We start from the raw sequence: 26,019 nt of genomic DNA, 5'->3' as shown, positions 1-26,019 counted from the left end.
GGGTGCGTTGGGTGATGGTGGGACACGTGGTGAAGAACACGAGAATCACGACAGTCGCGTTGGCCGTCCTGGTGGCGTTGGGGAGCACGGGCATCGGGTCCGCCGCAACCGCCACGGAACCCGCCTCCTGGCCCTTTCTCCGGGTCAACACCGCAGAGTTCGCCGAGACCCTCACCGAGTCCACTGCGGTGACCTACGAATCCGCCACGGTGCCGGTAGGCGGCGAGGTCGCCGTCACCTCATGGCGCTACGGCCGCGAGGGGACCCGAATCATCCTCGGCGTCTCCGGGCTGGTGCCCAACCGTGCCTATGGCGCTCACCTGCACGTGGAACCCTGCGGAGCCGATCCCACCGATGCGGGTCCGCACTACCAACACGTCGTCGACCCGGTGCAACCCTCGGTCGACCCGGCCTACGCCAACCCGGAGAACGAGGTGTGGCTGGACTTCGTCACCAACGACGACGGCGAGGCGATCACCACCACCACGGTGCAGTGGCGCCCGGAGGGCCTCGGCAGGCGTTCGGTGGTCATCCACGAACATCACACGGCGACGGGGCATGGTGAGGCGGGGACGGCCGGTGCGCGGCTGGCCTGTGTCACCGTCCGCGTCTAGATCGGCTCCCGCGCGGCCGCCGGGAGATAGATCAGCTCCGCGCATCAGGAACAATGGGTATCGATGACCGCACTCGACTCACGACCCGCGACCCGCGAGAACACTCTGCGGATCGGGTCCTACTCCGCCGACACACCGGTGGTGCTCGCCCCCATGGCGGGCATCACCAATGTGGCGTTCCGCAGACTGTGTCGCACCTACGGCGCCGGCTACTACGTCTGCGAGATGATCACCACGCGGGCCCTGGTCGAGCGGCATCCGCAGACCATGCACATGATCAGCTTCGATGCCGACGAGCATCCGAGGTCGCTCCAGCTCTACGGGGTCGACCCGGAGACCATGGGCAAGGCCGTTCGGATGATCGTCGAGGAGAACCTCGCCGATCACGTGGACATGAACTTCGGCTGCCCGGTACCGAAGGTCACCCGCAAGGGCGGCGGGGCGGCCCTACCGTACAAACGGCGATTGTTCGCCGAGATCGTGCGGGCGGCGGTCGCCGAGGCCGCGCCTGCCGGGATTCCCGTGACGGTCAAGTTCCGCATCGGCATCGACGACGATCACACCACCTTCCTCGACGCTGGTCGCATCGCGGAGGAGGAGGGGGCGGCCGCAGTGGCGCTGCATGCCAGAACGGCCGCTCAGCGCTATTCGGGGCAGGCGGACTGGACGGCGATCGCGGCCCTGAAGTCGGCGGTGCGCACCATCCCGGTCCTGGGTAACGGCGACATCTTCAGCGCGACGGACGCCCTTCGGATGGTCGAGGAGACGGGTTGCGATGGCGTCGTCGTCGGTCGCGGCTGCCTCGGACGTCCCTGGCTGTTCCGGGACCTCCAGGAGGCGTTCGCGGGCCGACCGGTGCCTGCAGGCCCCACGCTGGGCGAGGTCTCCGCTGTCCTGCATCGGCACGCCAGCCTGCTGGCCGAGCATCTCGGACCGGAGAAGGGCCTCCGTGACCTGCGGAAACATATGGCCTGGTACCTGCGTGGCTTCCCGATCGGCTCGGAGCTGCGGCGAAGCTTCGCGATGGTGTCGGGAATCGGCGAGCTCGAGGATCTGATCGCCCAGCTCGACCCGACCGCCCCGTTCCCGCAGGATGCCGAGGGCCCGCGCGGGCGACAGGGGTCGGCGGGCCGGGTCGCGCTGCCCGAAGGCTGGTTGGACGATCCGGAGGATTCCACCGTGCCGCATGCCGCCGAGATGGATCACTCCGGCGGCTGATCGACCAGACTGATCGGTGACCGGCCGTCACTGTCGCTAGAACGGCTGGGCGTCGGCACGCCCCGTCGGCTCGGTTGCCCACCCAGCCCTCGGCACTCGTCTCCCGAGCGGATCGGCCGGTCTCGGCGGAGGCGCGGGCACCGTTTCGACACAGCAGTGACGCAGATCACGGTCCTCACTCGACCGGGGGCACTGCGCCGGTCAACGCTGCTCCGACCGGGTCACCTGGGCGCAAACGGCTTGGCTAGCCGGTCCACCTCGGGTAAATGGTGCTGCAACGAATGGACTATCCCGAATGGGTTGAATGGACTACCACTCGGTCAGCCAGACGAGCGAAACCGGACAACTCAGGGTTGTCTGCCTCAAGCCCGACGGTGAAGACGACGACTACTAAGACAGGTAGGGAGGTGAGTGCGGTGACCGTACTACAACCCGACATCGGTGAGTCCGATCCGGTGCGACGCGAGACAACAACGGAATCGCCTGCTGTCCCGGTGCCTCCAAGAGAGCCTGCCGAAAGCATGTCGACCCGGCGACACCCCGACGAGCTGACGGACAGTTCCGGGCTGGTGCGACTCCACGAGTCGATTGCGGCGCTTCTGGCATCGCGTGGGCAATGGCGACAGGCGTATCACCACCTGCGGTCCGCACTCGATCTCGCCTCCGCCAAGGGCTCCGAACCCATCCACGTTCCGGAGCAGCTGCGCCGCGAGGTCGATCGACTTCGCAAGGAGCACGCGGAGGTCCAGGAACAGAGCCTGCGTGACAGCCTCACCTCGTCCTACAACCGCCGCTACCTCGACCAACGACTCCTCGCGCTACCCGGCGAGATGGACGAGAACAGCGCGGGCCTCGCCGTCGCGCTGGTGGATCTCGACTGGTTCAAGCAGGTCAACGACACCTACGGACACCTACTGGGGGATCGGGTTCTCCAACGTGTCGTGGAGCTGCTTCAGGAGGGCCTGCCCGCAGGTGCCTTCTGCGCCCGTTACGGCGGGGAGGAGTTCGTCCTCGTGCTGCCCGATATCGACGCGTCCTCGGCCGTCGCGGTGTGCGAGACGACCCGTGCCCGCATCGAGCGCTACGCCTGGCATCAGCTGGTGGTCGGCCTGCGGGTGACGGTAAGCATCGGCCTCGCCCACGAACAGCGGGTCGCGCAGGCGGTGGGCCGATTGCCCACCAGCCACGAGGAACAGCTGCTCCGGGCGGATAGTCTGCTCTACACGGCGAAACAATCCGGTCGTAACGCCGTTGCCTATCAGGAGGACGGCGTGGCACATCTAGCAGGCCCCGCCTCGGGTAGGCGCACCGTCGTCGCGCCCCGTGTGGTGGGCTACTACTGAGTGGTTCAACGCTCACTCGACAACACTTCGCGAACCGTGTAAACCGTCCGTGATTCCTGGCCGCCTCAAACGTGGCAGGAAACACGAATAGTATCGACGGCATGGTGACCAAGCCGTAATATCATTGCGCGCTTAATCACCCATTCGGGCAGCTTGACAGTCACCCCATGTATCGGACCGGATGCTTGCTGCGCGGCGGGGCGCCGCGGCGAGCGCCTCCACGAGGAAGGAGATCGGGTGCCGGACGATCATCGTGCCGACGGTTCCCGTCCTCACCGCTCCAACGCACCTCACGGCGAGGACGCCGACACCGACAACGGCACGGGGCGTCGCCGCCGATACAGCGAACCACCGACCGGCCGCCGTAGGCGTTCCACCGAGGACCCCGGCGGGATGACGGTGTCCGATCTGCTCGCCCGGCATGGCAGCGGCGGACGCTCCGGGCGACGTGCAGCCCCTGATCCCGACGAGGAAGCGCTACCGGTCGAGGAGCCGAGTCCGTCCTCGGATTTCGAGCCCCCACCCAGCGCACCGCCTCGTAGGTCGGGCCGCGCGGCGCGAGCGCCCCGGGAACAGCATCCGCCGGTCGAGCCGACCGAACAGCATCCGCTCGGCAGGCGGGCGGCGGGCCCACCCGGGCCGCCGGAGGAGCGTCGGGCCAGGCGGCGAGCGCCGGAACCAGAACCGGACGATCTCGCTCCTCCGCCGGAGACACCACCTCGCAGGCCACCTCCCGGCAGGCAGGGACCACCGCCACAGCGTCCACCGCGTCGGCCGGGGAACAGGCCGCAGCCGCCTCGGCAGCCACCGGGCGAGGACCCGCGTGACTTCGGCGTGGTCCCGCTGGCGGATCACCCGGACGGGGCACCCGCACCTGGCGTCGATCCCCGGCGGCGTCGTCGGGGTCCCGTCGGCCCGAACCCGTCCGGTGACCCTCGGCGTCCCGATGCGGGACCCGGTACGCCGCCGGGTCGCCCACCCCGGGCCACACCGCCGCCGCCCGTCGACGATCCGATGCACTCCGGTCCCGACGGGCCGCCACCGAGCGCTGGAGCACCGACGACACCACCACCCGGAGGGCGTCGCCCCCGACGACCGGGCAGGCCGGTGGCACCGCCGCCGGGTAGTGGCACCGTGCCACCGGGTTCGCAGCCTGCGCCCCCACCGCCGGGACGGTCGCGGCCCCAGCCACCCGCCGCAGGGGAACCGCCTCCCCGGGCAGCGGTACCCGACCCGGGGCCGATGACGGAGGAGACTCCGCTCACCATCCACACCCGCAACATCGATGAGACCCTCGCGCGCTTCTCGGCGGTCCACGACGAGGCGCACGCGGAACTCATCGAGAAGGAACGTCGCCGAGGCAAGCTCGGCAAGATGATCAATCGGCTCATCGATGACGACGAGCCGTTCGACGAGGGCGATCCGCCCACGACCACGATCCGCGCCACTCCCGACGCCGCCCCCAAACGACGCTTCGCACGGCGCTCGACCAAGGCGGTCCCGGCCGCCGACGACGATGCCGAGGTCGACGACCTCGCTGCGGATGGCGTCGCGGACTTCCATCAGGACTCCGAACGCACGGAGTTCTCCGCGCTGGACGCGAACCTCGACGACGCCGACGAACCGGCCGCCGCCTCGGTCAAGGCCAAGACGGTGGTGCCCGCACCGGAGCTGAAGCTGACGATTCGGCAGCGCGCGGGCCGCGCCACCGCGGTGACCCTGGCCGCGATCGTGTTCCTGGTGACCGGCTTCGGTTGGGGCGCACGCGGTTGGGTCGACAACCAGTTCCGCGAGATCTCCGCGTTGGACGACAACTCGGACCTGGTCAACCAGCCGGAGAAGCAGTACGGCGACGAGAACTTCCTCATCGTCGGCTCCGACAGCCGGGCGGGCGCCGAGGAGGGTGACAACGTCGGTACCACCGAGGATCACTCCGGCGCGCTGGCCGATGTCGTGATGATCGCGCACATTCCGGCCAGCCGCGAACGCCTCGTGATGGTGAGCTTCACCCGTGATCTGGAGGTGTCCCGGCCCGAGTGCCAACGCTGGGATCCGGACAGCGGGGACTATCTCAACGAGACCGCGCCTGCTGCGGAGATCACCAAGCTCAACGCCGTCTACGGCGTCGGTGGGCCGCAGTGTCTCCGGGAGGTCGTCCAGCAGATCTCAGGCCTGAGCTTCAGTCGCTTCGTCGGCATCGATTTCGGCGGGTTCCGCGAGATGGTCGACGCCGTGGAGGGGGTGGAGATCTGCACCCCGGTCCCCCTGATCGATCAGGAGTTGGGCACCGTCATTCCCGACCCGGGCCAGCAGGAGATCGACGGCGCAACCGCCCTCAACTATGTCCGTGCTCGTAAGGTCGAGGGCGACCCGACCGGTGACTACGGCCGAATGCACCGCCAGCAGCTCTTCCTGTCCTCGTTGCTGCGCAAGGTCATGTCGGCCGAGGTCATGCTCGACCCAGGGCAGCTGACGGCATTCGTCCGGGCTTTCGCAGGCAACACCTTCGGCGAGAACATCACGGTCGACGGCCTGATGACACTTGGGCAGTCACTCCAGCAGCTGCAGACCGATCGCGTCACCTTCGTGACCTTGCCGACCGTGGGCGAGGCCAACGAACGCGGCGGCGAGGAGATGCGGGTCGACGATGTGAACGCCCTGTTCCAGGCGATCATCGACGATCAACCGCTACCGCAGGAGGCGGGTTCCGAGGAAGGCGAGACCACGCCGGAGGACGGCGAGGAGTCGTCCGGTGACTCGGGATCCTCAGCGGATTCCGCGGGTCTGATGGCGCCGGACGGCATCAAGATCCAGGTGCTCAACGCCAGTGACATCGGTGGGGCGGCCGGGTCGGTCTCCTCTGCCTTGGCCGAACTCGGCTTCGACGTGGTACTCCAGGGCAACGCCCCCGAGCAGGTGTCGGAGACGACGATCAGGTACTCGCCGCAGCGTGCCTCCGAGGCTGCGACCTTGGCCGCAACGCTGAACAACGCGGTGCTCGTGGAGGACCCGGCGGCAGGCGGCGCGGTCTCCTTACTGATCGGGCCCGACTACGACGGCGACGTGCACGCACCGGGCCCCGGCACCTCTTCGATGGGCCTGAGCATCAATCCGTCTGCGGTCGACTCCGGGTCGGGTTCAAATGGCACCGGGACCGAGGAGCCCGAAGGCGGCAACGAGGTCCCGGACAACCTGGAGACCATCAACGCGGGCAACGCCGAATGCTCCTTCTGGGCAGGTGGCTGAGCATGTTCGACCACCGGCTTTCACCGGTTGTTCACCCGGTCAGCGGATACGCTGACCTGCGATACACGTAGGGTGTCTGTATGCGTGAGGCCTATCAGGACCAGCTTGGACAGCTCGCCGACTCGCTCGCCGAGATGTGTGGCATGGCGACGACTGCGATCGAGTTGGCCACCCAGGCCTTGCTCAACGGCGACCTCGCGTTGGCGGAACAGGTCATCGCCGACGACGTGAAGCTCGACGAGGCGCGGAGCCAGGGCGAGGAACATGCCTTCGCCCTGCTCGCGCTGCAGGCACCGGTGGCAGGAGATCTGCGTAACGTGGTCGCCGCCCTGCACGCGGCGGAGAGCCTCGAACGGATGGGCGACCTCGCACTGCACGTCGCCAAGACGGCTCGCCGCCGCCACCCGCAGCGGGTCCTGCCTGACGAGGTCGCCCCGTACTTCGTCGAGATGGGCCGGGTCGCCTCCGAGCTCGGGCATCAGGCCAAGGAGGTCGTTCGCACCCGGAGTGTCAGCCTGGCTCGGCAGCTCGAGGACGCCGATGACGAGATGGACGATCTGCACAGACATCTGTTCACCGTCCTCATGCAGAAGGACTGGCCGCACGGGTTGCCCGCGGCAGTCGACATCACCCTGCTCGGCCGCTTCTACGAGCGGTTCGCCGACCACGCGGTCTCGGTGGCCCGCCGGATGGTTTTCGTGGTGACCGGCGAACATCCGCAGGCCGAGAGCACCGCCTGATCTCCGATCGGCATCGGTCGATCCGTCCCCCGCTCCTCACCCGGCGCGCAGCCGGCGTTTCTCCTCGCCTGCACCGCATCGCTCTGCGATGCTGTGGCCGGTCGTCGTAGGCCGAACTCGCCGCGCAGGTCTGGAGGCAGCCGTGGGACACAATTCGGCTCTGGATCGTCGGCTTCTCGGCGGTGAACTGCGCGCGTTGCGCGAGGCCGCCGGGCGCACACACCGCGAGGTCGCCGATCACCTCGACTGCTCCCAGGGCAAGATCAGCCAGATCGAACTGGGGAAGGTGCCGGTCCGCACCTCGGATGTCCGGCTGATGCTGGAGCTCTATCAAGCACCCGAGGACTCGCTGGACCGGCTGCGTGGGCTCGCCGCCGAATCGAAGAAGACCGGCTGGTGGCAGCCCTACGCCAAGGTCATGCAGCCCGGTTTCGACACCTACATCGGTCTGGAATCCGCTGCGCAGCAGGTGCTTGCCTTCCACTGCGATCTGGTGCCCGCCCTGTTGCAGACCCACGATTACGCCCGATCCGTACTGAGCGATGCCACCGGGCCGACGACGACCGCGACGGCGAACCTGCTGTTGGCCGCGTTGGAGAAGCGGCAGGAACGGCTGATCGGTTCGGCTCCGTTGGACTATTCGGTCCTGTTGGACGAGGCGACGCTCCATCGCATCGTCGGCGGCCCGACCGTGCTGCGCGCGCAGCTCGAGCACCTGGTGCTGATGTCCTACCGTCGCAATGTGACCGTGCGAGTGCTGCCGTACAGCGCGGGTGCCCATCCGCTGGTCGGGGACAATGTCTCGCTCGTGTCGGTTCCGGACCCGTCCGCCCCGAATGTGGTCTGCCTGCAGAACTCGGCGAGCTGCACATATCTGGACAAGCCGGGTCAGGTTCGCCGCTATGCCGCCGCGTTCGCCAGGCTCGACGAGCTCGCCCTGGGCGCCAAGGACTCCAGCAGGATGATCGCCGAGGTCGCCGACCGGATCCCCAACTGATCCGACGTCCGTCGCGTGGACCGGCCCGGAAACGAGGTCATCCCCAGGCTGCCCGCCGATTCACCCGCGCATAGACCACGGGCGAGGGCGGCCACCTGGGGATGGCCGTCGATCCTGCTCAGCCGAAGCGGCCCGAGATGTAGTCCTCGGTGGCCTTCTCCGTCGGGTTCGAGAAGATCTTGCTCGTCTCGTCGACCTCCACCAGTCGGCCGGGCTGGCCGACACCGGGCAGGTTGAAGAACGCCGTCTGGTCGCTGACCCGGGCAGCCTGCTGCATGTTGTGCGTGACGATGACGATGGTGAAGTCCTGCTTGAGCTCGGTGATCAGGTCCTCGATCGCCAAGGTCGAGATCGGGTCGAGCGCCGAGCACGGCTCGTCCATGAGCAGCACGTCCGGCTGCACCGCGATGGCCCTCGCGATGCACAACCGCTGCTGCTGACCACCGGAGAGCCCGCCGCCGGGCTTGCCGAGCCGGTCCTTGACCTCTTCCCACAGGTTCGCGCCCCGCAGCGAACGCTCGCACACCTCGTCGAGCTTCGCCTTGTTCTTGGTGCCCGCGAGCCGCAGTCCCGCCACCACGTTGTCCCGAATCGACATGGTGGGGAAGGGGTTGGGACGCTGGAAGACCATCCCGATGGTGCGGCGGACGGAGACCGGGTCGACCGTGCCTGCATAGACGTCCTCGCCGTCCAACAGCACCTTGCCCTCGACCCTGGCGCCCGGGATCACCTCGTGCATCCGGTTCAGCGACCGCAGCACGGTGGACTTGCCACAACCCGACGGCCCGATGAAGGCCGTCACTCCGCGCGGCGGCACGGCCACGGTCACATCCTGCACGGCGTGGAACTTGCCGTAGTAGATGTTGAGGTCCTTGACGTCGATGCGCTTGGCCATCTGAATCCGTGCCCCGCTTACTTGGTCTTGACCGACGACAGCCGCGAGATGATCGTGGCCGCGAGGTTGAACAACATGATGATGAAGATGAGGGTCATCGCCGCGCCCCAGGTGCGGTTGAAGCCGGCGATCTCCGGGTTTGCCAGCTGGTTCGTGATCAGCAGCGGCAGGTTCGCCATCGGCCCCGCGAAGAGGTCGTAGCTGATCGTCGGCGCGTACGCCACGAGAACCAGCGCAGGCGCCGTCTCACCCATCACCCTGGCCATACCGAGCATGGCACCTGTGACGATGCCGGACATCGCCGTCGGCAGCACGACCCGGACGATCGTCTTCCACTTGGGGATGCCCAGCGCATAGGACGCCTCACGCAGTTCGTTCGGGACGATGCGCAGCATCTCCTCGGTGGTACGCACGACCATCGGGATCATCAGCAGCATCAGGGCGAGACACATCGCGAAGGCGCTGCGGTCGAGCCCGAACATGGTGATCCACACCGCGTAGATGAACATCGCCGCGACGATCGAGGGAACACCGCTGAGGATGTCGACCATGAAGGTCGTGACCTTGGCGAACCGCGTTCCGGCACCGTATTCGACGAGGTAGATACCGACCAGGATGCCGATCGGGATCGACAGCACGCCGGTGACCACGCCTTGGAGGATGGTGCCGACGATCGCGTGATGCGCACCGCCGATGTCCTCGTTGGCACGCACCCCCGCCAGCGAGAACTGCCACCAGTCCGGCCGCAGGAAGGGCTCGATACCACGCGATACGACCGAGTAGAGCACCCAGATCAGCGGGATGACGGCGATCAGGAAGCACAGCCACACCAGCACGCGGGCCGTGATGTCCTTCGCGCGTCGGCTGCCGCTGAGCCCCTGGAAGGCGGGCGGCTGGGCCGGTCGATCCAGTTCCGTGGTGGTGAGACTCATGACCGTTCCTTCTTCCCACCAACGATCGACCTGGCCATCGCGTTGACCAGGAACGTGAGCACGAACAGGACCAGACCAGCAGCGATGTAGGCACCGATGGACAGCGGATTGCTGAACTCGGAGGACGCCGCCGCGATACGGGACGCGATCGTGGCACCACCGTCGAACACGCTGAAGGTCGGAGACGAGGCGGTGGAGGAGAGGATCAGGTACAGCGCGACGGTCTCACCGAGTGCTCGGCCGAGACCGAGCATGGAGGCGCTGACATAACCCGACTTGCCGAAGGGCCAGACCGTGGTGCGAACCACCTCCCACTGGGTGGCACCGAGCGCCAATGCGCCCTCGATCTGCTCTCTCGGCGTCCGCTCGAACACCTCGCGGCTGATGGCCGTGATGATCGGCAGGAGCATCACCGCGACCACAACGCCTGCGGTGAAGATGTTGCCCGCACCGGCGATGCTCACGTTGCCCTGCTCGAAGATCGGAATGAACGACAGGTTCTCGTTCAGCCATTCGGCGAACGGGACCATGGCCGGGCCGATCACCTGGACGCCCCAGAGACCGAAGATCACCGAGGGCACGGCCGCAAGGAGATCGACGATGTAGGCGAACGCCCTGGCCAGGCTCTTCGGGGCGTACTGGGTGAGGAACATCGCGATGCCCAGCGAGATCGGCATCGCGATCACCAGCGCCAGCAGCGACACCGAGACCGTCGTGTACAGCAGATACAGGATTCCGAACCGGAGGTCGTCCGGGTTCGAGGCGTTCCAGTCGCCGGAGAACAGGAAGCTGCTCTGGTTCGCCGCGAGCGATGGGATCGCCTGGAGTAGGAGGAAGAGGCCGATCGCGCCGATCAGGATGACGACGAACGTGCCGGAACCCGCCGACAGTCCGCGGAAGATCCGGTCGCCCGGGCGGCGGACGGGTTTACTCGAGGTGTCGACTGCCGTGCTGATGAGATCCTCCGGAGCATCCGGTGACGGAGCAGAGCCGCTCCCTGATTTCAGAGAGCGGCCCCGCCGCGTCGAATCGCTCATTGCGTCGCGCTCAGTTTCGCTTACCCGAACGAGCGGTCGTATTACCGGGTCAGGCGATCTCGCCGATGGCGGTCAGCAAGCGCTCCTGGAACTCGGCCGGGAGCGGGGTGTAGCCGACCTCGGACAGGTTCTCCTGGCCGGTGGTGGCGGCGATCGTGAGGAAGGACTTCAGGCCCTCGGCGACCTCGGGGTCCTCGTAGGTGGAGCAGACGATCTCGTAGGTCGCCATCGTGATGGGGTACGCGCCCGCCTCGGTGGTGCCGAAGACCGACTCGAGGTCGATGGTCAGGTCGTTGCCCTCACCGGTGATCTCGGCACCGGTGATCGCGGCGCCGACGGTCTCGTCGGTCAGCGGGACCGGGCCACTGCCCGCGTCGATCTGGGCGATGCCCAGGTCGGCGTTGCGCGCGAAGGACACCTCGACGTAGGTGATGCCGCCGTCGGTGCTCGACACGGCCTCGCTGACGCCCTGCGACTGGCCGCGGCCCTCGCCGACGCCGCCGAAGGTCTCGCCCTCGCCCTGAGTCCAGGCGCCGTTGGTGCCGACGTTCAGGTACTCCTGGAAGTTGCCGGTGGTGCCGGACTCGTCACTGCGGTGGAAGACGGTGATCGCGGTCTCGGGCAGCTCGACGCCCTCGTTCGCGGCCGCGATGGCCTCGTCGTTCCACTCGGTGATCGTGCCGTTGAAGATGTTGGCCAGCACCTCGCTGGGCAGGACCAGTTCCTCGACGCCCTCGAGGTTGTAGGCGATCGCGACGGGGCTGAACACCATCGGGAGGTGCCAGACCGGGCCGCCACAACGCTCCTCGGCCTGCGCGCGCTCCTCGTCGTCCATGGCCGAGTCGGAGCCGGCGAACATCACCTGGTCGGCGATGAACTGACGCCGCCCGTTACCCGAGCCGCTCGCGTTGTAGGCGAGGCTCTGCCCAGCGCACTCCGCACTGAACACTGCCGCGAACTCGTCGATCGCGTTGGCCTGCGAGGAAGCACCCTCGGCGATGACCTGGTCGACACCTCCGCACTCGGCGGACGAGCCGCCGTCGGTGCCGGTGTCGGGTCCGCCGCCCGGGTTCGCAGCGTTGTCGGAGCCACAGGCCGAGAGCAGCAGCGCACTCGCCGCCACCAGCCCGAGAGCAGCAGAGTGCCGCTTGATCTTCACAGTGTTCCTCCAGTGCGAAGTGCACGTTTCAAGCGGCGGGTCGCCGCTCGCCCCGAAGGTAGGCAGCCGGGGTAGACGATGCCCGCTGAAGAAGTGAACGGCAGGTGAACATGACACGGGAAGTGACTGGAACCTCCACCAGGGAGCCTAAGGCGTAGCCTGGTCGTGACCTGTGCGTTCGCTCTCCGTAATGTGATCGCCCGGCGCCCGAGTCAACGGCCGAACTGGATGTCGCTGTCACGATGGGTGAAGCCCAGCCGCTCGTAGACGCGAATCGCCGCTGGGTTATCCGCCTCTACGTACAGCATCGTCTGGCTCAGCCCACGCCCGGCCAGATAGCGCAGCCCGGCTTGCGTCAACAGGCCCCCGAGTCCGCGCCCCTGCGCATCGGGGTCGACCCCGACGACGTACACCTCACCGACCGCCTCGCTCGCGGCCTCGCCTGCCGCGTGCACCTTGGTCCAGTGGAAGCCGAGGAGCCGGTCCTCGGCGTCGACCGCGAGCAGGAAGCCGGCCGGGTCGAACCAGTCCGAGTTCTCCTTCTCCACCACATCGGCCACCGTCATGCCGCCCTGCTCCGGATGCCAGGAGAACGCCCGGTGATTCACCCGCACCAGTGCCTCTTCGTCCTCGCCCACCACGAAGGGGCGAATCCGCACGTCCGAGCGCTCTTGCAACGCGGCAGGCGGATGCTCGGTGAGGTCGATCCACATCCGCCGCAGCTCACGAGCGCGGCGGAACCCGAATCGGTGCGCAAGTCGGTCGGCCGCAGGGTGGTCGCTGTGCGACCAGATGAGCAGGCTGTCCTGCGCCGGGGTATCGGGGCCGTTCGGGCCCGTCATCGGCTCGGCGGGCGCCTCGGGGAGGCCTGCCCGCTCGACCAGGGCCCGCACCAACGCCGTTCCCACGCCGTTCGTCCTGGCCGTTGGCCGCACGGCGAGTTCGGCGACGAGTCTGCCCTCGCTGTCGATCTGGGTGTCGACCTGCGCGTAGCCGACGAGGGCGCCGCCCGATTCGCGAGCCAGGAAGTGCTCGACACCGCCGACGTCCGCACGCACCTGCCCGGCTTGGACGGCAGCCGATCCGCGACGTTGCAGCGCCGCGAGGCCGCGCTCGGCGACGGGCGCCCTGCCGTCCGCATCCGCGGCCTCGTCCAGTAGGGCGATCGCCTCGTCTGCGACCTCGTCGAGTAGACCGTTATGCCAGCTGATGATCGTCACATCGTCCACGGTAATCCTCCGGTGGGCGACCGAGGCGAAGCCGCCGAATCCCGAGGTCAGCCGCCGTGGCCGACTCACACCATGGAGTGGATCATCGTCGATTTCCTTGCGCGGACAGCAGAGACGGGCCGATCATTCGAACATGAGTTCGAAGTGTGGACATCTCGTTGGCGCAGCCCGACAGTGGTCTCGGTTCCGCATGGCGGCCGCTCGGGTGGCGGGGCCTCCGGTGGTGGGGCCGAGCGCGGCCGTCGTGCCGAGCGCGGCCGTCGACAAAGCCGGATCGGTCAGTGCCCGGAGGGTCAGCGTCCGGAGCGCTGGATGGAACGACCGAGAAGCTCGGCCACGTTGCTCTCAGGGGCCGGGTCCGAGCCGTCCGTGCCGAAACGGACCATCCTGCGTTCCGGTCGGGACTCCGTCCGGGACTCGGGCTGGGGCTGGGACGTGGTGCCCGGCCGGACGAACTTGTATCCGACGTTGCGCACCGTGCCGATCAGCTGGTCGTGCTCCGGACCCAGCTTGGCTCGAAGCCTCCGCACGTGGACATCCACGGTCCTGGCTCCGCCGAAGAAGTCGTAGCCCCACACCTCTTGGAGCAGCTGTGAACGGGTGAAGACGCGGCCTGCGTGCTGTGCGAGGTACTTGAGGAGCTCGAACTCCTTGTAGGTCAGCTCCATCGGCTTGTTCCGGAGCCGGGCGGTGTAGGTGGCCTCCTCGATCACGAGCTCCCCGAAGGTGAGGACCTCGCCCTCGGACTGCGCCTGCTGCTCCGTTCGGCCGTGGAGCAGCCGCAACCGGGCGTCGACCTCGGCCGGGCCTGCGGTCGGCAGCAGGATCTCGGCCACGCCCCACTCCGCGCTCAGCGCCACCAAGCCGCCCTCACCGATCACCGCGACCACCGGCGCATCGACGTCCGCCGATGCCAACAGACCGCACAACCGGCGGGCCGCGACGAGATCCTGCGTACCGTCGACGAGGATCGCGTCATAACTACGACGCTCCAACAGGCCGGAGACCTCCGGCGCACCGAGGTGGGCCGTGTGCGGCAACAGGGACAATGCCGGGAGGACGGCTCCCGCGTTCGGAGCCGAGCTAAGAATCAAGAGTTCCAGACTGGACATGGCGGGGCTCCCTCCTACAGGGCAGCGGACAAGTCCTCGCCGCCCGTACTCCGGGCCCCGTTGCCCTCCGGACATGATGGAGGATACCCCCTGTGACCACCGTTGACAGAGTCCTCATCGCGGAGATCACAGCTCGCACCGCCGATGACGTGCAGCTCCGTGGTGTCTTTCTGCCTCGGCAGACCGGGCCGTCCGCCGTCCGACGACGGGCAGCGACGAATGATGAGCTAGCCATCGTCGTGGGCCACGGCTTCACCAACCATGTGCGCAAGCCGGCGTTACAGCGAGCGCTCAGCAGGCTGGCGCGTCGGGCTGCGGTGTTCGCATTCGACTTCCGCGGGCACGGCCGCTCGGGCGGGCGGTCCACCGTCGGAGATCGCGAGGTCCTCGATGTGGCGGCGGGCGTGGAGTACGCCCGGAGGTGTGGCTATCGCCGAGTGGCCACCCTCGGCTTCTCCATGGGCGCCTCGATCATGCTCCGACATGCGGCGTTGGCTCCCGGTGGGGAGCGGCCGGAGGCCGTGATCGCGGTGAGCGCGCCGTCGAGGTGGTGGATCCGGGAGAGCTCCGCCATGCGGCGGGTGCACTGGCTGCTGGAACAGCCGACCGGCAGGCTGGTGGCGCCGCTGGTGGGAGTTCGGTTGGATCGTGCATGGGAAGACGTGCCGGTCTCACCGTTGGAGGCGGCGGCACACATCGCACCGACACCGCTGCTGTTGGTCCACGGCGAGTTGGACGACTACTTCTCCACCGATCACGCCAGGCAGCTGCACGTCGCCGCTGGCCCGCGCAGCGAACTCTGGATCGAGCCCGAGATCAGGCACGCCGAGACGGCCATGACACCCGAGCTGATCGACCGGATGGCACAGTGGCTCGACCGGAATGCCTATCAGGCGACCCGGCAACGACAGCTGATCAAGGCGGTAATCGAGCGGTGAAGAAGCTACTGATCGTCCTGGTGATCATCGCCGGGCTACTCACGGCGGCCGATTTCGGTGCCGCTGCGGCGGCGGAGTACCAGGTGTCCAAGCGGTTGCGCGACGAGCTCGGACTGAGCGATGACCCTGCGGTGCGGGTCAACGGCTTCCCGTTCGTCTTCCAGGCGATGGCGGGCGACTACCGCGATGTGGACGTGCAGGCGCAGGGCGTGCAGGTGGGCGAATTGCAGGACGTCCACATCGAGGCGACCTTGCGGCATGTCCGCGTGCCGTTCTCCGACATCGTCGGCGGGACGCTTCAGGAGGTCCGCGTCGACGAGGTGGTCGGCCAGGTGCGGTTGACCGCCAGCGATATCGGCAGGCTGATCAACATCCCGGATCTGCAGATCGAGCCGTATACGGGTGATCTGCTCGACCCGTTGGCCGACGAGGATGCGGGCGTCGACGGCGAGGGCGACGAAGAGGCGGTCGACGACGAGACCACCGCGACCGTCCAGCTCACCGGCAGCCAGGACATCGGCGGCGACCGAGTCCAGATCACCGTGGTGGGCACCCTGTCGCTGACCGACGGAATCATCGACATCCGGCCGGAACAGCTCGAGGTCGACCCGGGAACGGGATCGCTCGAACTGCCGCCGGAGATCCAGCAGGCGGCGTTGGCGACGTTCTCGACGACCATCGATCCGGGCGGGCTTCCGCTCGATGTGACGCCGACATCGGTGCGCGCCGAGCATGGGGCGCTCGTCGTCGGGGGAACCGCACGTGACGTGGTAATCCGCAACTGACACCGGAGGCGAAGTGCTGGGTTTGGTGGCTCTGCTCGCGGCGGTCGCACTGACTTTGCTGATCGGCTGGTTGCACCGTCGCGCGCAGGGGCGCGTCTCCACCGCCTTCGCCGACTCCGACCGCTCCGGTGCCGCGTCCAGCAGCCCGCACATTGGGGTGGACCCCTCACATCGCGTCCGACCCGAGGATCGGCCGGGAAGCCGGCCGGAAGCGGCGACCAAACCCGGCAGCGGGCCACCGGATACGTCACCTCCTGCCGCGAACACTCTCGCCACCGCAACCGTCGGCATCACGGCAATCGATGGCGCGGCTACGGTCGACGACACGGTCGAGACAGTTGGCGCAGTCAAGACGGGCAGCACAGCCGAAGTAGGCAGCACAGCCGAAGTAGCCAACGCAGCCGAAGCAGGCAACGCAGCCGAAGCAGGCAACGTGACCGCAGCCGAGGACATCACAGGCAGAGGCCACCCCGCCGAGCCCGGAAGCGAGACCACCGACCGCGCCGGATCGACACGGTGGCCCCAACCGGTGCGGGAGGCGTTGGCGAGCGCGTCCGCACACGTCACCGAAGGCGCCACGGTGTCGACCCCCTCGGTGACGCTGCTGCAGCTGTCGACCACCTTCTGCACGCCCTGTCGCCATACCCGGTTGTTGCTGACCGCGTTGGCCGCCGAGGTCGCCGACCTGCGGCATGTCGAATTGGATGTCACCGATCTCCCCGAGGTCGTCCGCGCATTGCACGTCTTCCGGGTACCGACCACGATCGCCCTCGATCTCCAGGCTCGCGAACTGTTCCGCGTCGGCGGTGTTCCGCGGCGGGACACGCTCCTTGCGGCGGTACGTCCGCATCTTTCCGCCCGGGTTTCCGAGGATTGAGAGTCCTTCCCGACCAGCGGACGTTCCGGTACCGTCGCAAGCGTGCACTTCCTGCTGACTCGACGCCGCGCGGTTGACCTGTGCCGCCTCGCGAGCAGTCTGTGTCGCAGCTCGATGACCGGGCGGTAGCGCAACCCTCCCCCGAATAGTCGGCGCGAGCTCGCGCCTGCCCGCCTCGGACGGACTTCCCGCACTGCGAAACCGTCATGGAGGTCGTATGCCCGACAAATCGATGATCGACGCCAGAGGGGCCCGGTTCTCGGCCGCGATGACCAGCGTGATTCTGGTGGTCGTTCTGCTGACCGGCAGTTGGCGACTATTGGCGGCACAGCTGGTGTTGTTCGGGTTATGCGCCTTCGTCGGATTGCGGCTCAATCCATGGGGAGTCGTGTACCGGCGGTGGGTCCGGCCTCGGCTGACTGGGCCAGTACCCCGTGAACAGGCGGCACCGGTGCAGTTCTCCCAGGGCGTGGGATTCGTCTTCAGCGCTATCGGGGTGATCGGTTACGCCAGCGGGCTGACCGTTCTCGGCGTCACCGCCACCGCCCTGGCCTTGGTGGCGGCACTGCTCAACGCCGTCTTCGGTCTGTGCCTGGGTTGCGAGCTCTACCTGCTGATCCAACGGTTTCGCTCGATCCGGTCCGCCAAGTCGGCGTGATCCGGTCGTAGGCCCACTCGGCACAGCGCGCAGCCGCCGCCGCGCTTCGACTTACCGATACGCAAGACAACCTGCACCGATTCCAGTCCCCCCATTTCGATCGCAACGACGAGGAGCAGCGAGATGAGCCGCGAAGACTTCCTGGTGACCACCGAATGGGCCGAGGCCAACCTCGAGGCTCCCGGCGTGGTGTTCGCCGAGGTCGATGAGGACACCACGGCCTACGACGCCGGTCATATCCCCGGCGCCGTGAAGCTGGACTGGAAGAACGACCTGCAGGATCACGTCCGACGTGACTTCGTCGACCGCTCCGGTTTCGAGAAGCTGCTCTCGAGCAAGGGGGTGGGCAACGATGACACCGTCGTCCTCTACGGCGGCAACAACAATTGGTTCGCCGCCTACGCCTACTGGTACTTCAAGCTGTACGGCCACCAGAACGTCAAGCTGATCGACGGCGGCCGCAAGAAGTGGGAGTTGGACGGCAGGCCGCTGACCGCCGACACCGTCGAGCGCGCGGAGACCAGCTACACGGCCACCGAGCAGGACGCCTCGATCCGTGCGTTCCGCGACGAGGTCGTCGAGGCGATCGAGAGCAAGAACCTCGTGGACGTCCGGTCGCCGGACGAGTTCTCCGGCAAGCTGCTTGCCCCGGCGCACCTGCCGCAGGAGGCGGCGCAGCGCGGCGGTCACATTCCCAGCGCGATCAACGTGCCGTGGAGCAAGGCGGCCAACGAGGACGGCACCTTCAAGTCCGAGGACGAGCTGCGGGAGATCTACACCGAAGCGGGCTTGGACGGTTCGAAGGCGACCATCGCCTACTGCCGGATCGGCGAGCGTTCCTCGCACAGCTGGTTCGTGCTGCACGAACTGCTCGGCCAGTCCGATGTCAAGAACTACGACGGTTCGTGGACCGAGTACGGCAGCCTGATCGGCGTTCCGGTGGCGAACCCGTCTGCTGCGGCGGCGAACTGATCCGACGGTCCGGCTCGGTGCGATCGCCCGTCGTGAATCGCGAGGAGGAGAAGAGCGTATGAGCAGCTGTGGAGCCCCGGAACAGACGGCTACCAGTGCCGCGGATGTCGAGGGAACCGACCAGGTGGTCGTCGCAGGTCGGGTGTCCGGCGGCGTCGGATCGGACGGCGTTCCCGGCGCGTTCGTCCGGTTGCTGAACGGCGACGGCGAGTTCACCGCAGAGGTGGTGTCCGCGCCCACCGGTGACTTCCGCTTCTACGCGGCGCCGGGGTCCTGGACCGTCCGTGCCCTGCACAAGACCGGCAGCGGACAGGCCGAGGTCGTTGCGACGGGCATCGGACTGCATCGGGCGGACATCGTCCTGGCGTGAGCGTCACCCGCGCCGAAACCGACGATCCGACGGGTGGTGGGACAGGCCACGCCTCGCCCACCACCCGTAGGGCTGCCGAAAAGGTATGCTCCGGGCGTGGAAATCTTCTTTACCGGACTTCTAGCGCTGGCCACGGTGTTGATCCTGTGGTTCGCGGTGTACGTCGTCTACCGGCTGTACAGCGACCAGCGCTGAGTGGGCATGTGACGTGACTTCTTCCGAGCAGCCGAACACCGTCAGCGGCGACGCCGCAGTACAGGCCGCGGCAGAACGCGCCGAGGCGACCCGGGATCTGAACGTTCCGCAGTTCGACGATCTGCCTATTCCGGCGGACACCGCGAATCTGCGGCTGGGCCCCGACCTGAATGAGGCATGCCTGGCGCTGCTTCCGCTGATCGGCGTGTGGCGCGGTGAGGGCGTCGCCGAGCACCCGGCCTTGGACGAGCCGTATCGATACGGCCAGCAGATCACCTTCGCGCACGACGGTAGGCCGTTCGTGTACTACGAGGCCCGGTCTTGGCTGCTCGACGCCGATGGCGAGATTCTGGGAGCGGGCTCCCGCGAGGTGGGTTGGTGGCGGCCGCAGGCCGACGACACCATCGAGCTGCTGCTCGCGCATTCCGGTGGTGTGGTCGAGATCTTCTACGGCAAGCCACGCAACCAGACCACGTGGGAGTTGGGCACCGATGCGGTCGCCCGCACCAGCTCCGCCGAGGAGATCAGCGCCGCTCAGCGGCTTTACGGTGTCCTGCACAACGGCGACCTCGCCTACGTCGAGGAACGCTCCTTGGGTGGCGGACCACTGGCCCCGCACATCTCCGCGAAGCTGACCCGAACGGTCGGCTGAGGTCGCCGCGATCTCGCCGATCGCCAGACGGGGCCGACCGGCCGCAGGCGCCTCCACATCCGACGATGTCTCGTCGGCGAGCGCCTGCTGTCTCGGCCCTACCTGACCGCCCGGGCGGGGTTAGGCCGAGCGGCCAGTAGCACCACCGCGCCTGCGGCCACCCCGAGTCCGCCGTATCCGGCGATCAGCATCAGCTCGAATCGAGCCACCACCTGAGCCGGTCCGCCATTGACTGCTTCGACCGCTGTCGTGAGAACCAACCAGCACAGCAGTCCGACAAGCATCGGATAACCGATCGTCGCGATCGTGGTCCGCCGTCGAAGTACGTCAGGACCGCAGGACATCAGCACGACCACCGAGGTAATGCCGAGGAAGCAGCCAAGCAGCGGCCAGGGGATGTCGGGATCGCCGGAGAGCGCCGCTAGAAACCAGCCGATGCCCGCCGGCAGTAGCAGGCAATAGCTGAGTACCAGCCAGAGTCGGATGGCGGCTCGGTAATCTCGGAGTGCCGCAGCGTGCAGGCCACCGAGCGCGGAACACGCTATGAGCAGCGCAAAGAGCAGACCTGCCATGCCTAACCACGGACCAAGATCGCCTAGCGGCAGGGTGGCGGACGGCCGGGCGGGTGCTTGCGTGCTTACCAGGCTCATGGCTATCGCTCCCAGCGGAGCGCCCAGCACCAGACAGCAGATACCTCGGTGTACTCGGTCCACCGACCACCGCCGAGCCGCCGAACCCAGGATCAGCGTGGCGAGAACGAGGCCGATCGGCGGTCCTGCGGCCCAACCGGTCAGAAGCATCGCCAACAGCGGGAACACCGCCGAACCGATCAGGACCGCGCCGCCGAGTCGGACCATCGTCAAGTCATCCCTTTCGAGGGAGGCCGATCACTCCTCGAAAGGGACGCACGGCCTTCCATCGTGGTTGTCTCGGTGACCACCACGATGGCGGCGCGGCGAATCAGGCGTACTGCGACTCGAACAGTTTGGTGAGTTCGTGGTGCAACTCGTTGCGGCGGTCCTCGCCCGGAAGCACCTTGCCGTCGAGGGTGTGCACCTTGGTGACCAGCCGAACACTGGAGACCAGCCAGAGCCCGTCGGCGTCCCACAGCTCCTGGACCTTCAGCGGCTCGACCTTGGTGGCCCAACCGGCCTCGGCCGCCGCACGGAACAACGCGCCCTGCGTGGTTCCGGGCAGAATTCCGCTGGCGGGCGGCGGGGTTCGCAGTGTCCGGCCCTGCGCGATGACCACCGTCGACGTCGGCCCTTCCAACACGCTGTCGTCGGTCGCGGTGAAGATGACCTCGTCGGCGTTGTTGCGCTCGGCGTGCCGTAGTGCGGCCATGTTGACCGCGTAGGAGAGGGTCTTGGCGCCCAGCAGCAGCCACGGTGCACGTTCCTGCAGATCAGCCGCGTAGCCGCGCTCCAGGATGAGCGCCGCGACGCCGTCGGTCCGCCTGCGAATGGTCTGTGCGCCGACCTCCATCCCCATCGCGAAGGCCGTCGGTTCGCCGGTTTCCTCGACGCCTCGGCTGTAGACGAGCTTGAGTGCCATCTCCCGGCCGCCCGTCCAGGCATCGATGACGACCTGGGCGCAGCGCTCCCAGGCGGCCCTGTCCGGGGCGGGCATGTCCAGCAGGGCTGCGGATCGGGCGAGCCGGTCGAGGTGCGGCCCGAGTTCCCGAGGCCGCCCATCTACCACCATGATCGTTTCGAAGACGCCGTCGCCCCGCTGCACCGCGAGGTCGTCCACGCGAAGTAGTGGGGCGGTGTGGTCGAGGATTGTTCCGTCCAACAACGCGAGCACCGTCATGGGTCGACAGTATGCCGGTGGCCCTGGGTGTCGTCAGCCACTCGTCACCGGCATCGCCGGATCGGGCTCGGCCACCACCCGTTTCGGACGTCTACCATTGACGATCGTGGCCCGATGAGTGTGCGGTCTCCCGGATAGCGCCTGGTTGCACGAGGGCGCCCGTGCCGACCGCAGGCTCCGCCTCGCTAGCTCGCGAGCAGTCCGGCCGCGGAAGGAAGGAAGACCAGTGACCGTCTCGACATCCTCGCCGATCCTCGGAACGCCGGGTGCCGTCCCCGCCCCGGAGGACTCCCCGGACATCGCAGTCCCGTGGCATTACGGCGATCCGTTCGCCGAACAGCGCACCGCCACCAGAAGCGCCGTCGTCGTGGACCGATCGGACCGAACGGTTCTCGCGGTTCCAGGCGAGGAGCGGCTCAAGTGGCTGCATCTGCTGCTCTCCCAACATGTGACCGAGCTGCCCGATGGCCGGGGCACCGAGGCGTTGGTGTTGGACGGGCAGGGCCGGGTCGAAGCTCAGATGGTGCTCGCGCACCTCGACGGCACGGTATGGCTGGACACCGAACCGAGCACCACCGTCACCGGGGCGCTGGGCAAGACCACCACCTCGCTCTTGGACTACCTGGAGGGCATGCGGTTCTGGTCGAAGGTCGAACCGCATGATGCCAGCGCCGATTGGGCACTGTTGTCGCTGCTAGGACCGAACACCGATGCCGTGTTGGCCTCGGTGGGCGTCACGGTGCCCGGCGAGTTGTTCGGGGTGGCGGCGATCGCGGGCGGCGGTTTCGTCCGGCGGATGCCCGGTCCCGGACAGTATGCGGTCGACCTGCTGGTCCCCCGGGCGGAATTGCTCGGCTGGTGGGAGCGGTTGACCGATGCCGGTGCCCGGCGCGCGGGCAGCTTCGCCTTCGAGGCGCTGCGGGTCGAGTCGCTGCGGCCGAGGCATGGTTTGGACACCGACGACCGGTCGATCCCGCACGAGCTCGGTTTGATCCCGAGTGCGGTGCATGTCAACAAGGGTTGCTATCGGGGTCAGGAGACGGTGGCCAAGGTCCACAACGTCGGCCGCCCGCCCCGGCGGCTGCTGCTGCTGCACCTGGACGGTTCCTCGGAGGTGCTACCCGAGATCGGCGACCCGGTGACCAACGGCGATCGGGTGGTGGGCCGGGTCGGCACCGTCGCCCGGCATCACGAGCTCGGACCGGTGGCGCTGGCGTTGATCAAGCGCAATGTCCCGATCGACGCGGAACTCGCGGTCGGCGCCGAGGATCGCGTCGTGGCAGGGTCGATCGACCCGGACTCGGTTCCAGCGGACACCGGAGAACCACCCGGTCGGGTGGCTGCCCAGCGTTTGCGTGGCTGAGGCCGACTCCTGTGTCAGGATCGCGTGCAACGCGCATCTGCTCTGCCGTGAACGGAGTGGGTGCGAAAGAATAGGCAAGCGGTTTCCCGTCGCCTCGTCTACACCGATGGCAGGCGGTCGACCGGTTCGTAGTGAGTCGATATCGCATCGACGAACCACACAATGCGTAGCCGGAGACTCGGATGAAGTGGTGGAGCGCACCGATGTCGTTGAGGACTGAACCGTGATCGAGGTCCGTCCTGGCGGCCGACGGCGGATAGACCGGGTGCTCGGCCCCGGCTATCTAGACGGCGTCACGACCAAACCGCTGAGCGAGGTGCGGGCGTTGCGCGACGAGGCGGCGCAGGAGGAGACCGACCTCTCGTATCTACGCAGGCTGCTGCACGCCAGGATCGACATCGTTCGTGCCGAGCAGATCCGGCGTGCCGAGAACGGTCCGTTCTCGGTCGTCGAGCAGCTGACCGCGATCCTGTCGCGCAACGCGGTCGGCCCCGCGATGGGTTCCGGTCGGTATCAGACGATGGAGCCGTCTCGGGCCGAGGCTCGGCGGCGCCATGTCGAGGCGTTGGTGTCCGATGTCGATCTCTCCGACGTCACCTCGCGGTCTGATGCCGAACTGATCGAGGCGGCGGCAGGCTACGCCGAGGAGGAGGCGTCGGTATCCAGCAGGCGCCGTGAGGTGCAGGGGGTCGTCGATCTGCTCAACGAGGAGATCGCCCGGCGTTATCGAGAGGGCCGCGCATCCGTCGACGATCTCCTTGCCCAGGCATGCGAGACCGAGGCCGAGAGCCCCGCGCCGCGTGCCCCGTCGGACGACGAGCGGTAGCCCTTTCGTCGAACCGGGAGCCGGACGTACGGTCGTCGGCATGAGCATCCCCTTGGTGGAGGTCGTGCGGTCCGGTTTCCGCGAGTGTGTGCACCACGGCTCGGTGGCGCTGTGGACCTCGGGCGCGATCTCGCCGCACAGCGTCGGCACGGTGGACGTCGCGATGTTCCCGCGTTCCTCGAACAAGCCGTTCCAGGCACTGGGCATGCTGCGCAGTGGTCTGGAGCTGGCCGATGCCGATCTCGCCATGGCGTGTGCCTCGCACAACGGCGAACCCGAACATCTTCGTCGGGTCGCGGCCGTCCTGGCCGCGCACGACCTCACCGAAGACGACCTGCACTGTCCGGTGGCGCTGCCCAAGCACGATGAGAGCCGCGCGGCGGTACTGCGAGCGGGTGGCGGACCGAGCAGGTTGGCGATGAACTGCTCCGGCAAGCACGCGGCGATGCTGGCCACCTGCGTCCAGGCGAGCTGGCCGACCACGGGGTATTGGGAGCCCTCGCATCCGCTGCAGCAGGAGATCCGGCGGACGATCGAGGAACTGACCGGCGAGCCGGTGGCCGCGACGGCCGTGGACGGCTGTGGTGCGCCGCTGATGGCGTTCTCCCTGGCCGGCTTGGCCAAGGCCTTCGCCTCTCTCGTGCTGGCCGAGCCCGGCACCGCGCAGCGCCGCGTCGCCGACGTCATGCGGGCGCATCCGTTCCTGGTGTCCGGCTCGCAGCGGGAGGACAACCTGCTGATGTCGGCGGTGCCGGGCGCGCTGAGCAAGGCGGGCGCCGAGGGAGTGGCCGCGGTGGCACTGCCGGATGGCAGCGCGGTGGCGATCAAGATCGAGGACGGTGCGGAGCGGGCCAGGCTGCCCGTCTTGGCTGGTGCGCTGCGCCAGCTGGGTGTCGCGCCGTCCGAGGCGTTGGATGCCTTGGCCACCGAACCGGTCCTCGGCGGTGGTCGCCAGGTCGGTGAGGTCCGAATGCTCGAAGGCGTCTTCGAGTCGCCTGCGCGGCTCTAACCGAGGCGCTCGCGAGCGGCGATGTCGGCCCAGAAGTCGCGTAGCCGCTCGCAGAGCTCCGCGATCACCTCGGCTTCGCCCGACTCGAAGGCCTCGACTATCCGGTGGACGTCCTGCGCCGAGGTGTCCTCGGACAGCTCGTCGTCGTCCATGAGCTGCACAAGGCCCCCGTAGTCCAGCTCCAACGCCGATTGCGGGTGGAAGTGATCCAGCCACCGACCGGTGTCCTTGAGCAGCGCGGCGGGTCCCTCCGATCCGATGGATTCCCGGATGACGTCGTGCGCATGCTCGGCCCGTCGGCGCGCATCGGCGAGCGGCACTCGCCAACTCACCCGCCGCTCCGGGTCGTCGATGGGCGCCAGCACCAGCTGCCGGGCCGCCGGTTCGACCAAGGCGAACCAGGGCAGCGGGATGGTCCAGGTCGAGGTGACCACATGGACGGCGCCGCCGGACATCTCCGAGACCACTGCGACGGCCTTGGACCGCACCGCATCCGGCGTCATCGGCAGGGCTTCCGCAAGCAACGACGGTGAGGCGGTGGAGAGGAAGCCCACCATCCCGGCCGCCGATCGAGCCCGGACATCGAGTGGGCAGACCAGTAGATCGTCGCCGATCGGTTCGGCGTCGCCGATCGGTTCGGCGTCGCCGATCGCTTCCGAGGTGTCCAGCGAGGTGACGTCCTCGGGGCGGATCACCAGGACGTCCGCAGGCCCCTGCGCCCGGCGCTCGGCCGAGATTCCGTCGCCCGGGAACAACCGAGGTGGCGAGGTGAGTTGAGTACGAAGCCAGAGTTCTCGTTCGCGATCGGCCACCAAAGAGGGAGCGATCGGCCCGGCACGCAGTGAACGCTCCAGTCGCTCCCGTGACGTAGCGTCGAAGGAAGACAGCGGCTCGTACACCCTGAGGTAGGCGACGAACGGTCGTGGCACCCTGAAATCGTGCCATGCCGGGCGCCGCGAGGGGACAGCGGTCGGCATCACGTTCAAACAAGCGGTGCCACGTCGCATCGACCCTGCCTGTCACGGTACGGTGGGGGCAGG

26 protein-coding genes are annotated in these 26,019 nt (G+C 67.8%); 17 read left to right on the top strand and 9 right to left on the bottom strand.

Translation table 11 applies throughout. The features are described 5' to 3' along the window. Nucleotides 1-29 precede the first annotated feature (29 nt). From BKA25_RS01390 to BKA25_RS01365, 6 genes are all read left to right on the top strand, one after another. The gene (locus tag BKA25_RS01390; protein ID WP_236750408.1) at nucleotides 30-614 is read left to right on the top strand and encodes a superoxide dismutase family protein; all 585 of its coding nucleotides are present in this window, start codon (nucleotides 30-32) and stop codon (nucleotides 612-614) included. A 63-nt stretch (nucleotides 615-677) separates the two neighbouring features. Next, nucleotides 678-1,832, top strand: coding sequence for a tRNA dihydrouridine synthase DusB (dusB, locus tag BKA25_RS01385; RefSeq protein WP_069852758.1), 1,155 nt, complete (start codon nucleotides 678-680; stop codon nucleotides 1,830-1,832). A gap of 416 nt (nucleotides 1,833-2,248) precedes the next feature. Further along, nucleotides 2,249-3,175 (top strand): GGDEF domain-containing protein, encoded by a 927-nt coding sequence (locus BKA25_RS01380; RefSeq protein ID WP_375791840.1) that lies wholly within the window; start codon nucleotides 2,249-2,251, stop codon nucleotides 3,173-3,175. 1,242 nt (nucleotides 3,176-4,417) lie between these two features. Beyond that, on the top strand, nucleotides 4,418-6,421 hold the full coding sequence (locus BKA25_RS01375) for an LCP family protein (RefSeq protein WP_172803879.1): 2,004 nt from the start codon (nucleotides 4,418-4,420) through the stop codon (nucleotides 6,419-6,421). Nucleotides 6,422-6,501: 80 nt separating this feature from the next. Next, nucleotides 6,502-7,161 carry a phosphate signaling complex protein PhoU gene (gene phoU, locus BKA25_RS01370; RefSeq protein WP_069852762.1) on the top strand — a complete coding sequence of 220 codons (660 nt, stop codon included), beginning with the start codon at nucleotides 6,502-6,504 and terminating at the stop codon, nucleotides 7,159-7,161. A gap of 142 nt (nucleotides 7,162-7,303) precedes the next feature. Continuing rightward, complete coding sequence (locus tag BKA25_RS01365) at nucleotides 7,304-8,158, top strand: helix-turn-helix domain-containing protein (protein WP_236750410.1); 855 nt, start codon at nucleotides 7,304-7,306, stop codon at nucleotides 8,156-8,158. A gap of 118 nt (nucleotides 8,159-8,276) precedes the next feature. Here BKA25_RS01365 and pstB read toward each other — a convergent pair whose 3' ends face one another. The 6 genes from pstB to BKA25_RS01335 form a co-directional block, all read right to left on the bottom strand. Next, nucleotides 8,277-9,053, bottom strand: coding sequence for a phosphate ABC transporter ATP-binding protein PstB (gene pstB / locus BKA25_RS01360; RefSeq protein WP_069852763.1), 777 nt, complete (start codon nucleotides 9,051-9,053; stop codon nucleotides 8,277-8,279). A gap of 17 nt (nucleotides 9,054-9,070) precedes the next feature. Further along, a complete protein-coding gene (pstA, locus tag BKA25_RS01355) occupies nucleotides 9,071-9,985 on the bottom strand; it encodes a phosphate ABC transporter permease PstA (protein WP_069852765.1) in 915 nt (304 codons plus the stop codon). Then, nucleotides 9,982-11,022, bottom strand: coding sequence for a phosphate ABC transporter permease subunit PstC (gene pstC / locus BKA25_RS01350; RefSeq protein ID WP_084643456.1), 1,041 nt, complete (start codon nucleotides 11,020-11,022; stop codon nucleotides 9,982-9,984). Before pstC ends, pstA begins: the two co-directional genes overlap by 4 nt. Before the next feature lie 49 nt (nucleotides 11,023-11,071). Next, nucleotides 11,072-12,181: a phosphate ABC transporter substrate-binding protein PstS gene (gene pstS / locus BKA25_RS01345; RefSeq protein ID WP_069852767.1), complete on the bottom strand. Its 1,110-nt coding sequence runs from the start codon at nucleotides 12,179-12,181 to the stop codon at nucleotides 11,072-11,074. 212 nt (nucleotides 12,182-12,393) lie between these two features. Further along, a complete protein-coding gene (mshD, locus tag BKA25_RS01340; protein ID WP_069854153.1) occupies nucleotides 12,394-13,347 on the bottom strand; it encodes a mycothiol synthase in 954 nt (317 codons plus the stop codon). A 356-nt stretch (nucleotides 13,348-13,703) separates the two neighbouring features. After that, nucleotides 13,704-14,522, bottom strand: a complete 819-nt coding sequence (locus BKA25_RS01335) for a winged helix-turn-helix transcriptional regulator (RefSeq protein WP_084643457.1) — start codon at nucleotides 14,520-14,522, stop codon at nucleotides 13,704-13,706. Between the two features lie 92 nt (nucleotides 14,523-14,614). On the opposite strand from BKA25_RS01335, the gene BKA25_RS01330 reads away from it, so the two are divergent. The 8 genes from BKA25_RS01330 (at nucleotide 14,615) to BKA25_RS01300 (ending at nucleotide 19,969) form a co-directional block, all read left to right on the top strand. Continuing rightward, entirely contained in the window at nucleotides 14,615-15,460 is an 846-nt protein-coding gene (locus tag BKA25_RS01330) for an alpha/beta hydrolase (protein ID WP_236750411.1), read from the top strand. Next, on the top strand, nucleotides 15,457-16,245 hold the full coding sequence (locus BKA25_RS01325; protein WP_069852768.1) for an LmeA family phospholipid-binding protein: 789 nt from the start codon (nucleotides 15,457-15,459) through the stop codon (nucleotides 16,243-16,245). Before BKA25_RS01330 ends, BKA25_RS01325 begins: the two co-directional genes overlap by 4 nt. Nucleotides 16,246-16,258: 13 nt before the next feature. After that, entirely contained in the window at nucleotides 16,259-17,122 is an 864-nt protein-coding gene (locus tag BKA25_RS28225) for a hypothetical protein (protein WP_069852770.1), read from the top strand. A gap of 42 nt (nucleotides 17,123-17,164) precedes the next feature. Next, nucleotides 17,165-17,251 carry a putative leader peptide gene (locus BKA25_RS28565; RefSeq protein WP_375791874.1) on the top strand — a complete coding sequence of 29 codons (87 nt, stop codon included), beginning with the start codon at nucleotides 17,165-17,167 and terminating at the stop codon, nucleotides 17,249-17,251. A gap of 88 nt (nucleotides 17,252-17,339) precedes the next feature. Beyond that, the gene (locus tag BKA25_RS01315) at nucleotides 17,340-17,780 is read left to right on the top strand and encodes a DUF4395 domain-containing protein (protein WP_069852772.1); all 441 of its coding nucleotides are present in this window, start codon (nucleotides 17,340-17,342) and stop codon (nucleotides 17,778-17,780) included. Nucleotides 17,781-17,903: 123 nt separating this feature from the next. Next, nucleotides 17,904-18,752, top strand: a complete 849-nt coding sequence (locus BKA25_RS01310) for a sulfurtransferase (protein ID WP_069852774.1) — start codon at nucleotides 17,904-17,906, stop codon at nucleotides 18,750-18,752. Between the two features lie 58 nt (nucleotides 18,753-18,810). Further along, nucleotides 18,811-19,122 carry a DUF1416 domain-containing protein gene (locus BKA25_RS01305; RefSeq protein WP_069852775.1) on the top strand — a complete coding sequence of 104 codons (312 nt, stop codon included), beginning with the start codon at nucleotides 18,811-18,813 and terminating at the stop codon, nucleotides 19,120-19,122. A gap of 208 nt (nucleotides 19,123-19,330) precedes the next feature. Beyond that, nucleotides 19,331-19,969, top strand: a complete 639-nt coding sequence (locus tag BKA25_RS01300; protein WP_069852777.1) for a heme-binding beta-barrel domain-containing protein — start codon at nucleotides 19,331-19,333, stop codon at nucleotides 19,967-19,969. A 98-nt stretch (nucleotides 19,970-20,067) separates the two neighbouring features. On the opposite strand, the gene BKA25_RS01295 is transcribed toward BKA25_RS01300, so the two are convergent. After that, on the bottom strand, nucleotides 20,068-20,826 hold the full coding sequence (locus tag BKA25_RS01295; RefSeq protein WP_069852779.1) for a hypothetical protein: 759 nt from the start codon (nucleotides 20,824-20,826) through the stop codon (nucleotides 20,068-20,070). Nucleotides 20,827-20,929: 103 nt separating this feature from the next. Next, nucleotides 20,930-21,781, bottom strand: coding sequence for an aminodeoxychorismate lyase (locus BKA25_RS01290; protein ID WP_069852780.1), 852 nt, complete (start codon nucleotides 21,779-21,781; stop codon nucleotides 20,930-20,932). 226 nt (nucleotides 21,782-22,007) lie between these two features. Here BKA25_RS01290 and ygfZ point away from each other — a divergent pair, with 226 nt between their 5' ends. From ygfZ to BKA25_RS01275, 3 genes are all read left to right on the top strand, one after another. Continuing rightward, nucleotides 22,008-23,144, top strand: a complete 1,137-nt coding sequence (gene ygfZ, locus BKA25_RS01285) for a CAF17-like 4Fe-4S cluster assembly/insertion protein YgfZ (RefSeq protein WP_236750412.1) — start codon at nucleotides 22,008-22,010, stop codon at nucleotides 23,142-23,144. A gap of 223 nt (nucleotides 23,145-23,367) precedes the next feature. Further along, nucleotides 23,368-23,970 (top strand): RsiG family protein, encoded by a 603-nt coding sequence (locus BKA25_RS01280; protein ID WP_069852782.1) that lies wholly within the window; start codon nucleotides 23,368-23,370, stop codon nucleotides 23,968-23,970. A gap of 40 nt (nucleotides 23,971-24,010) precedes the next feature. Beyond that, a complete protein-coding gene (locus BKA25_RS01275; protein WP_069852784.1) occupies nucleotides 24,011-24,979 on the top strand; it encodes an asparaginase in 969 nt (322 codons plus the stop codon). On the opposite strand, the gene BKA25_RS01270 is transcribed toward BKA25_RS01275, so the two are convergent. Then, nucleotides 24,976-25,908 (bottom strand): DUF8083 family protein, encoded by a 933-nt coding sequence (locus tag BKA25_RS01270; RefSeq protein WP_069854156.1) that lies wholly within the window; start codon nucleotides 25,906-25,908, stop codon nucleotides 24,976-24,978. The two genes, BKA25_RS01275 and BKA25_RS01270, sit on opposite strands and share 4 nt — an antisense overlap. Nucleotides 25,909-26,019: the final 111 nt, after the last annotated feature.

The organism is Actinoalloteichus hymeniacidonis, assembly GCF_014203365.1.
In the GTDB taxonomy this organism is placed as follows: domain Bacteria; phylum Actinomycetota; class Actinomycetes; order Mycobacteriales; family Pseudonocardiaceae; genus Actinoalloteichus_A; species Actinoalloteichus_A hymeniacidonis.
The sequence above is the reverse complement of the archived record's forward strand: the minus strand, read 5'-3'. Positions and strand labels throughout refer to the sequence as shown.

Coding starts and splice junctions, on each gene's coding strand:
- BKA25_RS01315 (WP_069852772.1), top strand. CDS start 17,340: ATGCCCGACAAATCGATGATCGACGCCAGAGGGGCCCGGTTCTCGGCC.
- dusB (WP_069852758.1), top strand. CDS start 678: ATGACCGCACTCGACTCACGACCCGCGACCCGCGAGAACACTCTGCGG.
- BKA25_RS01290 (WP_069852780.1), bottom strand. CDS start 21,781: ATGACGGTGCTCGCGTTGTTGGACGGAACAATCCTCGACCACACCGCC.
- BKA25_RS01295 (WP_069852779.1), bottom strand. CDS start 20,826: ATGGTCCGACTCGGCGGCGCGGTCCTGATCGGTTCGGCGGTGTTCCCG.
- BKA25_RS01375 (WP_172803879.1), top strand. CDS start 4,418: ATGACGGAGGAGACTCCGCTCACCATCCACACCCGCAACATCGATGAG.
- BKA25_RS01305 (WP_069852775.1), top strand. CDS start 18,811: ATGAGCAGCTGTGGAGCCCCGGAACAGACGGCTACCAGTGCCGCGGAT.
- BKA25_RS01335 (WP_084643457.1), bottom strand. CDS start 14,522: ATGTCCAGTCTGGAACTCTTGATTCTTAGCTCGGCTCCGAACGCGGGA.
- BKA25_RS01310 (WP_069852774.1), top strand. CDS start 17,904: ATGAGCCGCGAAGACTTCCTGGTGACCACCGAATGGGCCGAGGCCAAC.
- BKA25_RS01275 (WP_069852784.1), top strand. CDS start 24,011: ATGAGCATCCCCTTGGTGGAGGTCGTGCGGTCCGGTTTCCGCGAGTGT.
- pstA (WP_069852765.1), bottom strand. CDS start 9,985: ATGAGTCTCACCACCACGGAACTGGATCGACCGGCCCAGCCGCCCGCC.
- pstC (WP_084643456.1), bottom strand. CDS start 11,022: ATGAGCGATTCGACGCGGCGGGGCCGCTCTCTGAAATCAGGGAGCGGC.
- phoU (WP_069852762.1), top strand. CDS start 6,502: ATGCGTGAGGCCTATCAGGACCAGCTTGGACAGCTCGCCGACTCGCTC.
- pstB (WP_069852763.1), bottom strand. CDS start 9,053: ATGGCCAAGCGCATCGACGTCAAGGACCTCAACATCTACTACGGCAAG.